11 protein-coding genes are annotated in these 13,011 nt (G+C 41.7%); all 11 read right to left on the bottom strand.

What is annotated here, in order from left to right:
• Nucleotides 1-4: 4 nt before the first annotated feature.
• The 11 genes from LM917_RS08590 to infB all read right to left on the bottom strand — a co-directional run bounded on the left by LM917_RS08590 (nucleotide 5) and on the right by infB (nucleotide 12,998).
• The gene (locus tag LM917_RS08590) at nucleotides 5-1,261 is read right to left on the bottom strand and encodes a M16 family metallopeptidase (RefSeq protein ID WP_232697086.1); all 1,257 of its coding nucleotides are present in this window, start codon (nucleotides 1,259-1,261) and stop codon (nucleotides 5-7) included.
• A 166-nt stretch (nucleotides 1,262-1,427) separates the two neighbouring features.
• The gene (locus LM917_RS08585; protein ID WP_232697085.1) at nucleotides 1,428-2,405 is read right to left on the bottom strand and encodes a polysaccharide deacetylase family protein; all 978 of its coding nucleotides are present in this window, start codon (nucleotides 2,403-2,405) and stop codon (nucleotides 1,428-1,430) included.
• A 188-nt stretch (nucleotides 2,406-2,593) separates the two neighbouring features.
• On the bottom strand, nucleotides 2,594-3,760 hold the full coding sequence (locus LM917_RS08580; RefSeq protein ID WP_232697084.1) for a bis-aminopropyl spermidine synthase family protein: 1,167 nt from the start codon (nucleotides 3,758-3,760) through the stop codon (nucleotides 2,594-2,596).
• Nucleotides 3,761-4,313: 553 nt separating this feature from the next.
• A complete protein-coding gene (locus LM917_RS08575; protein ID WP_232697083.1) occupies nucleotides 4,314-6,437 on the bottom strand; it encodes a polyribonucleotide nucleotidyltransferase in 2,124 nt (707 codons plus the stop codon).
• A 144-nt stretch (nucleotides 6,438-6,581) separates the two neighbouring features.
• On the bottom strand, nucleotides 6,582-6,851 hold the full coding sequence (gene rpsO / locus LM917_RS08570; protein WP_232697082.1) for a 30S ribosomal protein S15: 270 nt from the start codon (nucleotides 6,849-6,851) through the stop codon (nucleotides 6,582-6,584).
• 108 nt (nucleotides 6,852-6,959) lie between these two features.
• A complete protein-coding gene (ribF, locus tag LM917_RS08565) occupies nucleotides 6,960-7,898 on the bottom strand; it encodes a riboflavin biosynthesis protein RibF (RefSeq protein WP_232697081.1) in 939 nt (312 codons plus the stop codon).
• Nucleotides 7,899-7,909: 11 nt separating this feature from the next.
• On the bottom strand, nucleotides 7,910-8,827 hold the full coding sequence (gene truB / locus LM917_RS08560; RefSeq protein WP_232697080.1) for a tRNA pseudouridine(55) synthase TruB: 918 nt from the start codon (nucleotides 8,825-8,827) through the stop codon (nucleotides 7,910-7,912).
• Entirely contained in the window at nucleotides 8,820-9,818 is a 999-nt protein-coding gene (locus LM917_RS08555) for a DHH family phosphoesterase (RefSeq protein WP_232697079.1), read from the bottom strand. Before LM917_RS08555 ends, truB begins: the two co-directional genes overlap by 8 nt.
• 1 nt (nucleotide 9,819) lies before the next feature.
• Nucleotides 9,820-10,176, bottom strand: coding sequence for a 30S ribosome-binding factor RbfA (gene rbfA, locus LM917_RS08550; RefSeq protein WP_232697174.1), 357 nt, complete (start codon nucleotides 10,174-10,176; stop codon nucleotides 9,820-9,822).
• Nucleotides 10,177-10,212: 36 nt separating this feature from the next.
• Complete coding sequence (locus LM917_RS08545; RefSeq protein ID WP_232697078.1) at nucleotides 10,213-10,494, bottom strand: DUF503 domain-containing protein; 282 nt, start codon at nucleotides 10,492-10,494, stop codon at nucleotides 10,213-10,215.
• Entirely contained in the window at nucleotides 10,494-12,998 is a 2,505-nt protein-coding gene (infB, locus tag LM917_RS08540) for a translation initiation factor IF-2 (RefSeq protein ID WP_232697077.1), read from the bottom strand. The genes LM917_RS08545 and infB overlap by 1 nt, the downstream gene beginning before the upstream one ends.
• Nucleotides 12,999-13,011 lie beyond the last annotated feature (13 nt).

Genomic DNA, 13,011 nt, shown 5'->3' with positions numbered 1-13,011 from the left:
CTATCTATTTGCCAAGTACTTTTGTATTGATGTTTTGTGGGAAGGCTTCTAATGGACTTACCATAGCCATTGCCATCTGTGAATGGAATAATTGATTCGCCACATCCAGCACAGACTCTTGTGAGACTTGATCAATTCTTGTTATGATTTCGTCAAGAGTCAAATGACGTTCCAGGAGCAATTCATTCTTACCTAGACGATTCATACGGCTATTGGTACTTTCAAGACTAAGCATTAGGCTGCCTTTAAGCTGTTCCTTACCTTTATGCAATTCTTTGTCGGTAATGCCGTTGGTACGGACATCGTCTAATACGTTGCTTATAATGTCAAACACTTGACCTACATGCTCAGGTGCCGTACCTGTGTAAATATTAAATGTACCCGCTTCCTTATAAGAAGAATGATACGAGTAAACAGAATACGCAAGTCCACGTTCTTCACGAATTTCCTGGAAAAGGCGTGAGCTCATGCTTCCACCCAAAATATTATTTAAGATGATTAACGAGTATACCTGTGGATGTCCTACTGCAAATCCTGGAATAGTCAGACATAGATGAGCCTGTTCTGTCTGTTTCGTATGCAAAATAGATTGTCCAGAGAAGGTTGGTGCTGGTACTTGCACTGCACTTCCACTACGGGTAAAACTATTGAAGGTACTAGCGATTAAATCGATGAGTGCATCATCAAAGTTCCCTGCAACAGTAATAACGGTATTGGATGGTAAGTAACGTTGGTCGATATAGGTAAGCAAATCGTCACGCGTCATGCTTTTTAATACATCTTCCTTGCCGAGAATTGTATATCCGAGTGGATGATCAGCATAGGTAGCTTTCGCAATGAGATCGTGAACCAGATCATCAGGAGTATCTTCATACATACTGATCTCTTCAAGCACCACGTTCTTTTCCTTCTCCAGTTCTTCAGAATCAAATAGAGAATTGAAATACATATCAGATAAGATTTGAAGAGCTAGTGGAGCATGTTGATCAAGTACCCGTGCATAATAGCACGTATATTCCTTGGATGTAAAAGCATTTACATTGCCACCAATTTGATCAAATGCTTCAGCGATCTCTTTCGCATTTCGACTAGTTGTTCCTTTAAAAAACATGTGCTCTAAAAAGTGGGAAATACCGTTATTACTATCAGTTTCATATTTGGAACCAGTACCTACCCAGATACCTAGTGCTACTGAGCGTACACTTGGTATTTTTTCGGTAACGATGCGTACTCCATTTTCGCATGTTCGTTTTTGAATCAAGAGTGATCCCCCTCTATCAAATTATCAGCTAAGAACATACATAAGCAGGGTAGACATTTATTCCTCTCTTCCCTGCTCACGTATCGCCAATATTTGTCTTTACGCAATTGAAATTCACATTTTACTATATCAAATAATAGCTTGCGGTACAATATTTCAACTTTGACTAGGGTAGCCGACTACTGGAGAGTACCTCTGTCACTGTTGTAGGAGTGAGCCCTTTTTCCTTTGCCAATTTCAGCATCTGGTCTAATCCTTGAGCAGAGGAAGTTGTGGGATGCATAAGAATTAACACGCCATTATCCAATTTCTTGCGCACACGTTCCACCATTTGCTCAACTGGCGGATTCTTCCAATCGATCGTATCCGCTGTCCATAAAATCGTTTTCATTTTAAAATCGTCTTGCGCAATTTCTACCACACGTTGAGAAAAAGATCCGGACGGTGGAGCAAACCACGTCGGTGTAACCCCTGTCGTTTTCTCAATTATTGCTTGTGTCTTTCCGATTTCCTGTCTAATTCTCTCCTCCCCAAGCTTACTCATATCTGGATGTGAATAGGCATGATTCCCTAGCTCGTGACCACGGTCCTTGATTTTATTTGCCAATTCTGGATTTCTTCTTACCCAAGAACCGTCTAAAAAGAAGGTCGTTTTTACCTTGTGGCGATCCAACGTATCCAGAATTTGATCCAAGTATTCGTTCCCCCAGGCGACATTTACCATAAAGGATACGGCTTCTTTTTTGGGGTTGCCGCGATAAATGGGGTAAGCACCTAATTGATTGAGATGCACTTTAGGTAGTTGTTCCTTGAAAACAATACCGCTCTCCTCGTATTTACCTGTTTTTTGCATCATTTCCAAGGAGGCCTTCACGTCAACAACCCGACCATTATAACCAGGTACTGCTTTCCAAACCGGATCTATATAGGCATCCTGAGGAGCTTCATCCAGCTTTGTCTTCCATTCTTCAATCTTTTCCAGATCAGGATTCTGGATTGTAGCGGTTACTTCTACTGGATTACTCCCGCTTTTGAGTACTTCTAGATATGTGGAGACTGGCTGAGAGGTTACCAGAGCTAAAAGTAATACAGCCCAACCGGCTACTACTACATACTTTGCTGTGTTATGACTCATTTTCTTCATTTCTCATCACCTTTGCCTTATCGAAATCTTTCCTTCTAGTCTCTATCCTCTTTGTCCAATTTATGTAAGAAAAATTTCGGCTAGAAGTAAAAACCCGAAGTGAAGCAAAGGCTCCACGGTGACATACTTACTAGTAGTTACATCTCCCCATGTGATTGAAAAAAAACATGATATTTAGCTACGATTTTTTATTTTCTACTTTTTAAAACCAGCTCAAATTTATTGTTTCTACAACGAGGGCAACGCTGATTTTTCAATTCCTCGATGGTAGTAAACCTTCCTTCAATACCTACGAGAATTGATTCGTTACACTTCTTGCAACGATACGTACGTAGGGTGCGCTTGATTTCCCCAGTATAAAACGGGTCTTTGAAAGAATTACTAATTTTGGGCGTGGTATGCTCAGTCGTCGTAAGCACTATCATTTGACCCCTGTTCCCAATCATCTGTGCTCCCTCATACTCATTAAAATTAGAGATGATTTCTCGTACCATCAACCCCATTTCTACAAACTCCCGGTGCATCGATAGCATGAAATCAGGGGACTTATGCGCGAATGAAAGAAAAACGGATAATCCTTTTTGTTTTTGTAAAGCCGTAACTCCTCGTGATAAGAAGAGAGACATACCTTGTAATGTGTAAGGTGGATCAGTGAAAAAACAGTCATATTGGGCATGTAATTGTTCGGGAAGTGCATACCGTAAATCAACCTGATGAACTCTGATCGGCAGTTTTTTCTGCACAGCGATTTCTTTAATGTATCGTAGGAATCGCTCATCAATATCGATCACATCAATCGTTACTGGTAGCTTACGTTCTGTTGGGAACAATCGCATAAGAAGCAGAGCAAGTGATACACTTACTAAATCATCATCACCAACACACAAGATTTTCTTTCCGATGAGGGAATAATCTCGCAAACATAAGATAGCTCGACGCAAACTCGTTTCCGCTGTACATTTTGATTGATCAATTTGCACATTTACCTGAGGCCGTAACGTAAAGAGACCTTCCATTGTTGAGAGAATATCTTTGAGTTCTATTCGCCAACCTGTATCATTTATCATCAATTTTTGGTAAAGTGCTTTGTCTAAACCGCCGTACCCTACCCGATTTTCGATATATTCCTTTCCTAACTTGGTACATTGCACACCACTCTCCTGTTGCAAAATCCCTGCTTTTATTAGTTCTTTTTTAATCGCAGTAGAAACTGGTACAGGCAACAGAACATCTCGAGCTAAATCTTTGGTAGAAATGCCCGGTCTCATATAGCACTGGATAAGCATTTGTTCAATTACGCGAACTCCTTCTTGGAGGCGTACATTTCTGTGGGTTTCTTCTATATAATTTCTCATTATATTCACTCTTTCATATTTGATGTCGGCTCTGCCATACTGGTCAGATTTTTAATTTCAACTAAATAAAAAAGGGCAGAAAATGAACATACGTTCACCTTCCGCCCTGCTTCACATATTGACAACTAGCATGCTTCCTTATTGAAAGCATACAAAACGGTCATAACCGTTTTGTTGGACCGCAAGCGGTCACATCCAATTTTCTGAAAAACGTCGAGACGTTTTTCACAGAAAAAAACCGTGCCTAAGAGCACAGTGTCATTGTGAAAAAGATATGGTGGATGACCTTGTTCTTAACTAATAGTGGTTTCCCCATTTTCCCCACACCAAAATAACCACATAAAAGTGGAGGTTGTGTAAGAAAAGGAATAAACCATATGAAATTACTTAGTTAAGAACGAATACCGACATCAAGACATCCCCTTTTATTAACTATAATCCATTATATAGTGAAATTATCAGACAATCAAGATACAAAAAAAGCTTGCACGTACACGGTTTCCCATGTGTTGCAAAGCTTTTTGTCTTTTTGCTATGATGTTGGTTCTTTGAATTACTCAGTAGCAGCTGGTTTTTCCGCTTGCTCTTGTTCTTTCAGGGCTGCTTTACGAGAAAGATTTACTCGACCTTGATCGTCGATTTCCGTAACCTTCACCATGATTTTATCGCCTACAGAAACGACATCTTCTGTTTTAGCTACGCGCTCTTCAGCTAGCTGGGAGATGTGGCACAAGCCTTCTTTACCAGCAAACAGTTCAACGAATGCACCGTATTTTTCAACGCGTTTTACAGTTCCTTCATAGATTTCGTTCACTTGTACTTCACGAACTAGATCTTCAATAATCTGTTTTGCACGCTGAATCGCTGCTGCATCAGTAGAACCAATGAAGACACGACCATCTTGCTCAATGTCAATTTTAACACCAGTTTCTTCGATGATCTTGTTGATGATACGACCTTGAGGCCCAATAACATCACGGATCTTCTCAGGATTGATACTGATGGTAATGATTTTAGGCGCATATTGAGACAATTCCTGGCGTGGCTCGGAAATTACTGATGTCATATGCTCCAGAATGTGCATGCGTCCTTCTTTTGCTTGCGTAAGAGCTTGCTCAAGAATTTCACGATTAATACCTTCAATTTTGATATCCATTTGAAGTGCAGTTACACCCTGTGCTGTACCTGCTACTTTAAAGTCCATATCACCCAAATGATCTTCCATACCTTGGATGTCAGTCAGGATGGAGAAATGTTCTCCGTCTGTATCCATGATTAGCCCCATTGCAATACCTGCCACAGGAGCTTTAATAGGTACCCCTGCATCCATCAATGCCAAGATACTACCGCAAATGGAAGCCTGAGACGTAGAACCGTTCGATTCCACAACTTCAGAAACCAGTCGGATCGTATATGGGAAATCAGTTTCATTTGGAAGGATTGGTTCGATCGCACGCTCACCCAATGCACCATGACCAATTTCACGGCGACCTGGAGGACGCAACGGACGCGCTTCCCCTACGCTGTATGGTGGGAAGTTATAATGATGCATAAAACGTTTGGAAGACTCAAGACCTAGTCCGTCCAAAATTTGAACATCACCAAGCGCCCCTAATGTACATACGCTAAGTGCCTGCGTTTGTCCACGAGTAAACAAACCAGATCCATGTGTACGTGGCAAAATGCCTACTTCACTAGTAAGTTGGCGAATCTCATGTGGTTTACGGCCATCTGGACGCACTTTGTCATGCGTAATCAGACGACGTACTTCTTCTTTTACGATGTTATACAGTATTTCGCCGATAACTGATTCCTGCTCAGGATACACTTCGGCAAAGTGCTCTTGTGTTTCTGCTTTTACTGCATCAATCGCATCCGCACGTGCATGTTTCTCTTCCACACGAATGGCTTCACGCAGTTTCGCATCAGCATAATCACGTACTGCTTTATCAATTTCAGAATCAACGCTGTGAAGAACGACTTCCATTTTTTCCTTACCGATCTCGGCAACAACGTGTCTTTGGAATTCAACAAGCTTTCTAATTTGTTCATGACCAAACATGATTGCTTCTAGCATAACAGATTCTGGCACTTCTTTAGCGCCTGCTTCTACCATGTTAATCGCATCATACGTTCCTGCTACAACCAGATGAATATCGCTCTTCTCTTGCTGTTCAACTGTAGGATTGATGATGAATTCTCCATCAATGCGTCCCACGATTACCCCAGCAATTGGGCCATTAAACGGAATTTCAGAAGTAGACAATGCAGCAGAAGTACCAAGCATTGCAGCCACTTCAGTAGAGCAATCCTGATCTACTGAAAGAACAGTATTTACCACTTGTACATCATTACGGAAACCATCCGGGAATAAAGGACGAATTGGACGGTCAATCAAGCGACTAGCAAGGATAGCCTTTTCACTTGGACGTCCTTCGCGTTTAATAAAACCGCCTGGGATTTTACCTACTGCATATAATCGTTCTTCATAGTTTACCGTCAATGGAAAGAAATCCAATGGCTTTGGTTCTTTTGAAACTGTTACTGCGGAGAGAATGGTGGAATCACCATAGCGAACTAAGACCGAACCATGCGCTTGTTTTGCAATTTTCCCAAATTCAAGCGTTAGTTTACGGCCGCCCAAGTCAAAGTCAAAAGTACGAAATTGTTGCTCCATTCCTTAAGCAGTCCTCCTTCTATAGACGTAAAGTCTTAACATATTTGTTTTCTAATCTCTATGTATTATTTCCTGCCAGAGCAGAAATAAAATAGATAACAGAAAAAGCGGGAATTCACCCGCTTTTTCAAGAATGTGCCGATATTAACGGCGAAGACCTAGTCTGTCAACTAGTGTACGATAACGAGCAACGTCGTTCTCTCTTAAGTAACCAAGAAGATTACGGCGTTGACCTACCATTTTCAATAGACCACGACGACTGTGGTGATCTTTTTTGTGTGTACGTAGGTGTCCGTTTAGATTGTTGATGTTCTCCGTAAGGATCGCGATTTGAACTTCTGGAGATCCAGTGTCATTATCGTGAGTACGGAATTCGTTGATTAATTGAGTTTTACGCTCTTGAGTCAAAGCCATGTAAACTCACCTCCATTAATATTCCCTATAGCTGAGCATGCCGTCGGTGAGAGTCGGTCAGCCAAGCTACGGGTTGTTCCTAGTAGAACAGAAATATTATAGCACAAATTAAAGGATACTGGCAAACTTCTTTTTGGCAAATTCAGCATCCTTCTGAATCTGGTTTATCAAAGCCTCTACACCAGAAAACTTTTGTTCCTCGCGAATCATGAACAATAACTCTACTTCTATATCTTTTCCATAAATCTCTTGATCAAACCCAAAAATATGAACCTCAAGCGTTTTTTCCTTCTTTTCCAGTTCAAATGTAGGTTTAATGCCGATATTCATAACACCATCATAGATCTTACCATCAACTTTAGCTTTTACTCCGTATACTCCATTTTTCCCAATCAAATACGGAGAACTTACACCAATGTTAGCAGTAGGGAATCCAATTTTACGACCACGCTTATCTCCGTGGACGGCGACTCCCTTTATAGAATAAGGTCGACCTAAAAGATGGCGCACTTGATCCACTTCACCATTATGTAGATATTCACGAATGATCGTGCTGCTAACCTTTTCACCCAGGCGATTAACAGGTCCTACCACGTCAACACTGTAGCGACCCTTGCTAAGCTCTTGCAGGGTTTGAGTTGTTCCCATTCCTCGATAAGCAAACGTATTGTCAAAACCAACAACGATATGCTTTACCTGAAGGGGCATAAGCACTTCTTCTACATAATCCTCAGGATAGACGGAAGAAAAAGCAATATCAAAATCGATAATGTAGACAAAGTCTATACCCATTTTTTCAAATTGCTCCAATTTATCTTCCAATGGAGTAATGTACTGTGAGTATCCACTTCTTCCCAACACCTCCCGTGGATGAGGGAAAAACGTCAGTACCCCACTTTTCAGACCATTTGCTTTAGCAAAATCTATCGCGCGTTGGATGACACGTCGATGACCTAAATGAACGCCGTCGAAGTATCCCATGGCTACCGCACATGGTTGTGTGATGATTTCTGAAGAAAGCGGATAGGATAATCGTATTATGTTCACCAATTTTCACCTCATGTGCGAAACACTTTTTCCGGTTTTGCAAAAAACCCTCTAGGTCCTTTGTGAACTTTGTGAATTCCGAGTATCTGCTCCTCATCATACAAACAAATCAGTTGACCTTCTTCAGCCTGACAATTTACAAGCCCCGTTTCAAGTCCATTACGAACAGCAGCAACCCGTTCTTTAGGTACCTGGTAGCGTGGGAGATAAGAAAGTGCCTCACCAATCGGTATGATAAAGTCAGTTGTACCTTCTTTCACTTGTTGCTCCAACCATTCTAGTGTGACCGCCTGATCTAGTGTAAAAGGACCACTTTTAACACGTAGTAGGTGGTCCATATGGGCAGGATACCCCAAATCCTTGCCAAGGTCAACACAGAGAGTACGCATATAAGTGCCTTTCGAACAAAGGCAATAAAAGGAGACATCTATATATCCATCACCAGGGTTAATTTCATGTAGTTTCAACTCATAAATGGTGACTTGTCTCGCTTTTCTTTCAATTTCAATACCTTCTCGTGCCAAATCATACAGACGCTTTCCTTGCACTTTTATCGCAGAAAACATAGGTGGAATCTGCTCAATTGGCCCATTGAAGTTCTGGAAGGCTTCCCGTACACGTTCTGTGGTAATATGAGCAGGATCAACCTCTTTCTTCTCTATTACCTCTCCGGAAGCATCTTCAGTAGTAGTGGAACTACCCAATCGCATAACTACTTCATATGCTTTTGGGAGTTCTTGTAAGTATTCTACAATACGAGTAGCATGATTAACACAAATAGGAAGCACACCTGTCACATCAGGATCAAGAGTCCCTGTGTGCCCCACTTTTTTGGTTTGCATGATCCGACGAATGCGTGCTACGCAATCATGCGAGGTCATTCCTGCCGGTTTATTTAATACGATTACTCCATGTTGTTCATTACTCATGAGACTCCACTCCAAGCGCTTTCGTTACCAACCACCATACTTTATCCTTCGCCTCCTGTAGAGACAAGCCTTTCAACGTACACCCCGCAGCACGGGCATGTCCGCCACCACCTAGTTCTTTGGCCACTAATGCAACATCCACTGTAGCTCGTGAACGAAAACTAACTTTAATTACACCTTGTTCAATTTCTGTGAAAAATAATCCTACTTCTACGCCTTCGATGTTACGTCCATAATTAACAATTCCGCTTACATCCTCATTTGTCGCCATCGTCTCCATAAAATCCTGGTTGGTTACTTGCATAGTAGCAACTAAATTACCATGTGTAACTTCCAGTGATTGCAATGCACGACGTAATACCTGTACATGTTCAAGAGTTATCGATTCCAAACAGCGTTCTGCAATCTCTGCAGAATTAATTCCATAGGTAAGCAGTTTAGAAGCGGCTTCCATTACATGAGGTGTGGTATTGGAATAGCGAAATCCACCTGTATCTGTTAATAGCCCAGTATAAATGCAGGTTGCAATCTCCTTATTCAGCGAAAAGGAAGCCGCTTCACACCAGTCGTACATAATTTCGGCTGTCGCTGCTGCAGAAGGCACGATCACATTGCACGTACCAAAGGCATCATTTGTAGGGTGATGATCAATATTTAACAGAGCTACATCAGGAGCAAACAGATGCGTTACATCTCCCATGCGGCTGCTATCTGCTGCATCTAGGGCGATAACATGCGTAAATGTTTCATTGATTGATTCAGAAGACAGGTCAACAATTTTGTCGTAACGAGGCAAGAAAGAAAATACTTCTGGTGTAGGTCCCTGATTCACAATTACATATGACTTATTCATTTGCTCTAACAATAATGCCATTGCTAATGTAGAGCCAGTTGTATCACCATCAGGGTTAACGTGGGATATAAGCAAGAAACGCTCGTTTTCACGTACAAAACGAGCGGCATCAAATAATGCAGATTGATAGGTATTCATTCTATTTTTCTCCTTCATCATGGGAGATTTTACGCAAAATATTGTCTATCTTGCTGCCATAATCGATCGAAGCATCTACTTTAAACAGTAGTTCCGGAACATGACGCAACTTAATGCGACGGCCTAGTTCGGTACGCAGGAAGCCTTTTGCTTTCTGTAGTCCTTTTAAGCTCTCTTCCCGTTTCGCTTCATCTCCAAAGATGCTGACAAAAATTTTTGCCTGTTGTAAATCACTTGTAACCTCGACATCGGTAACAGTTACAAATCCAATGCGTGGGTCTTTCATTTCACGCTGAAGCAAAATGCTAAGCTCTTTTTTTATTTCCTCGCTTACACGGCTCATACGTGTTTTGTTCATACTCATGTCATTCACCTCCGAACACTAACAACTGGTTCAATCGTAGTATTCCGTTTCCGTGCGGATTATTTCCACTTCGGAAAAATTTTCAACGAACCGAACCACGGTATCCCTCTCTTTTTGAAGAAAGGAATATTCATTGGCAACGGCAGCTACCTCAATTAAGGTGCGCTGCCATTGCTCTTGAAAATCGGTTTCTGCAACCGACACATTATACTTGTTACGAAGCTGGCTAATGATGCTTTTTACGATAGACCTTTTCTCTTTTAACGAGTGTGTATAGGGCAGGAAAAGTTCGAGTTGGGTCACAGCAACCATTAGGCTTTTACTTCCACCATGATGAAGGCTTCGATTACATCGCCTTCTTTAATATCAGTAAAGCGCTCCAAAGTAACACCACATTCATAACCTGTTGCTACTTCTTTCACGTCATCTTTGAAACGTCTCAGCGTATCGAGTTTACCTTCGTAGATAACAATGCCGTCACGAATCAGACGAGCGCCTGCATCACGAGTTAGTTTACCTTCTGTAATGTAGCAACCAGCAATTGTTCCCACTTTGGAAACCTTGAAGACTTGACGTGCTTCCGCTTGGCCAATAATTTGCTCTTTATAGACAGGATCAAGCATCCCTTTAAGAGCAGATTCGATTTCTTCGATGACAGTGTAGATAACACGATGCATACGAATGTCGATTTTTTCTTGTTCAGCCATGCTGCGAGCATTTGGTTCTGGACGAACGTTAAATCCGATGACGATTGCATTAGATGCGTTAGCCAACGTTACGTCAGACTCAGTAATTGCACCTGCGCCTGTATGGATAACTTTCACACGCGTTCCGTTTACATCGATTTTTTCCAAAGAACCACGAAGTGCTTCTACGGAACCTTGTACGTCTGCTTTTAAGATCAAGTTTAATTCTTTGATGTCGCCCTCTTGGATTTGTTGGTACAGATCATCCAAAGATACACGAGCACTTGCACGACGTTCAGATTCACGTTGTTTTACGGCACGATTTTCACCGATTGCCCGTGCTTTCTTCTCGTCTTCAAACACCATGAACTGATCTCCGGCTTGAGGAACATCGTTCAAACCTGTAATTTCAACAGGCATGGATGGTGGTGCCTCTTTAATTCGACGGCCTTTATCGTTAACCATTGCACGAATACGTCCAAATGAAGAACCTACAACGATTGGATCTCCGATTTTTAGTGTACCTTGTTGTACAAGCACTGTAGCAACAGGACCGCGGCCTTTATCCAATTCAGCCTCTACAACCGTACCGCGTGCACGTTTGTCAGGATTTGCTTTTAATTCTTGTACTTCTGCTACCAACAGGATGTACTCTAACAATTCTTCGATACCTTCGCGTTTTTTAGCGGAAAGTGGGCAGAAGATTGTTTCGCCTCCCCATTCTTCAGCTACCAATTCGTATTTCATCAATTCTTGTTTGATACGATCGATATCTGCTTCTGGTTTATCGATTTTGTTAACCGCAACAATAATTGGCACATTAGCTGCTTTCGCATGGCTGATTGCCTCTACTGTTTGTGGCATAACACCATCATCAGCGGCAACTACAAGAATGGTAATGTCAGTGATTTGGGCACCACGAGCACGCATAGTAGTAAATGCGGCGTGACCAGGCGTATCCAAGAAAGAGATCTTTTTCCCTTTAATTTCAACCTGATAAGCACCGATATGTTGCGTGATTCCGCCTGCCTCGCCCGCTACTACATTTGTAGAACGGATTGCATCCAGCAAGGTTGTTTTACCATGGTCAACGTGACCCATGATTGTAACAACTGGAGGACGTTCCTGAAGATCTTCAGGCGCATCGTTTTCCACGATTGTTTCGAAGTTGGTCTCATCAATGATGATCTTCTCTTCTACTTCTACGCCGTAATCAGCACATACCAACTCAATCATATCTTTATCAAGATCTTGGTTAATGGTAGCCATTATTCCCAGCACGAATAATTTTTTGATTAACTCAGCTGGTTCTTTTCTTAATTTCTTCGCCAGCTCAGCAACTGTCAACGATTCAGTAAAAGTAATTTTGCTAGGTAATTCTAACACTGGACGCGGAGCTGGTTGCTGATTGCCACCAGGACGTCTGTTGTTATTGTTTCCACCGCGATTATTGTAGCCTCCGCGATTATTCCCACCGCGTTGGTTGTTACCGCCACGTTGGTTTCCTCTATTAAGCTGAGGACCTTTTTTATTGTCTTCAAATGTTTTTGTAACTTGTGGTGCTTTTTTGATTTTCTCGCGTTTTTCCGTACTAACGTTTCCAGGAATTTTTACTTTGTCCTCGAAATCTTCTGATTCAGTTTTTGCTTTCCCTGAAGTTTGGCTCGTGGCGTTCTGTACTTTAGGATCTTTGTTCTTGACGTCTTCGTTTTTGTTTTGACTCATAATATTCGATTTACGCTCCTGATTCTTCCCCTGATTTTGTGTTGCGTGTCTGCCTTGTTGTGAAGAAGGTCGTGTGGAAGCTTCGGCTCGGGACGGATGTTTGGTATTGCCCTTGCTCGGGGAGTTTTCCGTTTTTATGCTTGAGGCTTCACTCGTTGCTTTGACCTGTGGCTTGGACTGATTGTTTGGTTTTAATTGTGTTTGAACTTTGTTCTGTTGAGATTGATTATTCCCAGCAGCATTTGCTCTCAGTTTCGCCATATGTTCCTCTAATTTACGTACTGTATCTTCGTCCATAATACTCATGTGATTGCTGACATCTATATTGATTCTTTTTAGAAGAGTAACGATTTCTTTACTGCTCATATTGTTTTTCTTAGCGTATTCGTATACGCGTGTCTTCATGTAATCACCCCTT

Origin of the sequence: Brevibacillus daliensis (genome assembly GCF_021245735.1) — a bacterium.
GTDB classification, from domain to species: Bacteria; Bacillota; Bacilli; order Brevibacillales; family Brevibacillaceae; genus Brevibacillus_B; species Brevibacillus_B daliensis.
This window is presented reverse-complemented; position numbering and strand designations above follow the sequence as displayed.

What these genes read in the sequence shown, in the direction of transcription:
- LM917_RS08585 (WP_232697085.1), bottom strand. Translation starts at nt 2,405, where the DNA reads ATGAAGAAAATGAGTCATAACACAGCAAAGTATGTAGTAGTAGCCGGT.
- LM917_RS08580 (WP_232697084.1), bottom strand. Translation starts at nt 3,760, where the DNA reads ATGAGAAATTATATAGAAGAAACCCACAGAAATGTACGCCTCCAAGAA.
- LM917_RS08575 (WP_232697083.1), bottom strand. Translation starts at nt 6,437, where the DNA reads ATGGAGCAACAATTTCGTACTTTTGACTTTGACTTGGGCGGCCGTAAA.
- rpsO (WP_232697082.1), bottom strand. Translation starts at nt 6,851, where the DNA reads ATGGCTTTGACTCAAGAGCGTAAAACTCAATTAATCAACGAATTCCGT.
- truB (WP_232697080.1), bottom strand. Translation starts at nt 8,827, where the DNA reads ATGAGTAATGAACAACATGGAGTAATCGTATTAAATAAACCGGCAGGA.
- LM917_RS08555 (WP_232697079.1), bottom strand. Translation starts at nt 9,818, where the DNA reads ATGAATACCTATCAATCTGCATTATTTGATGCCGCTCGTTTTGTACGT.
- rbfA (WP_232697174.1), bottom strand. Translation starts at nt 10,176, where the DNA reads ATGAACAAAACACGTATGAGCCGTGTAAGCGAGGAAATAAAAAAAGAG.
- LM917_RS08545 (WP_232697078.1), bottom strand. Translation starts at nt 10,494, where the DNA reads ATGGTTGCTGTGACCCAACTCGAACTTTTCCTGCCCTATACACACTCG.
- infB (WP_232697077.1), bottom strand. Translation starts at nt 12,998, where the DNA reads ATGAAGACACGCGTATACGAATACGCTAAGAAAAACAATATGAGCAGT.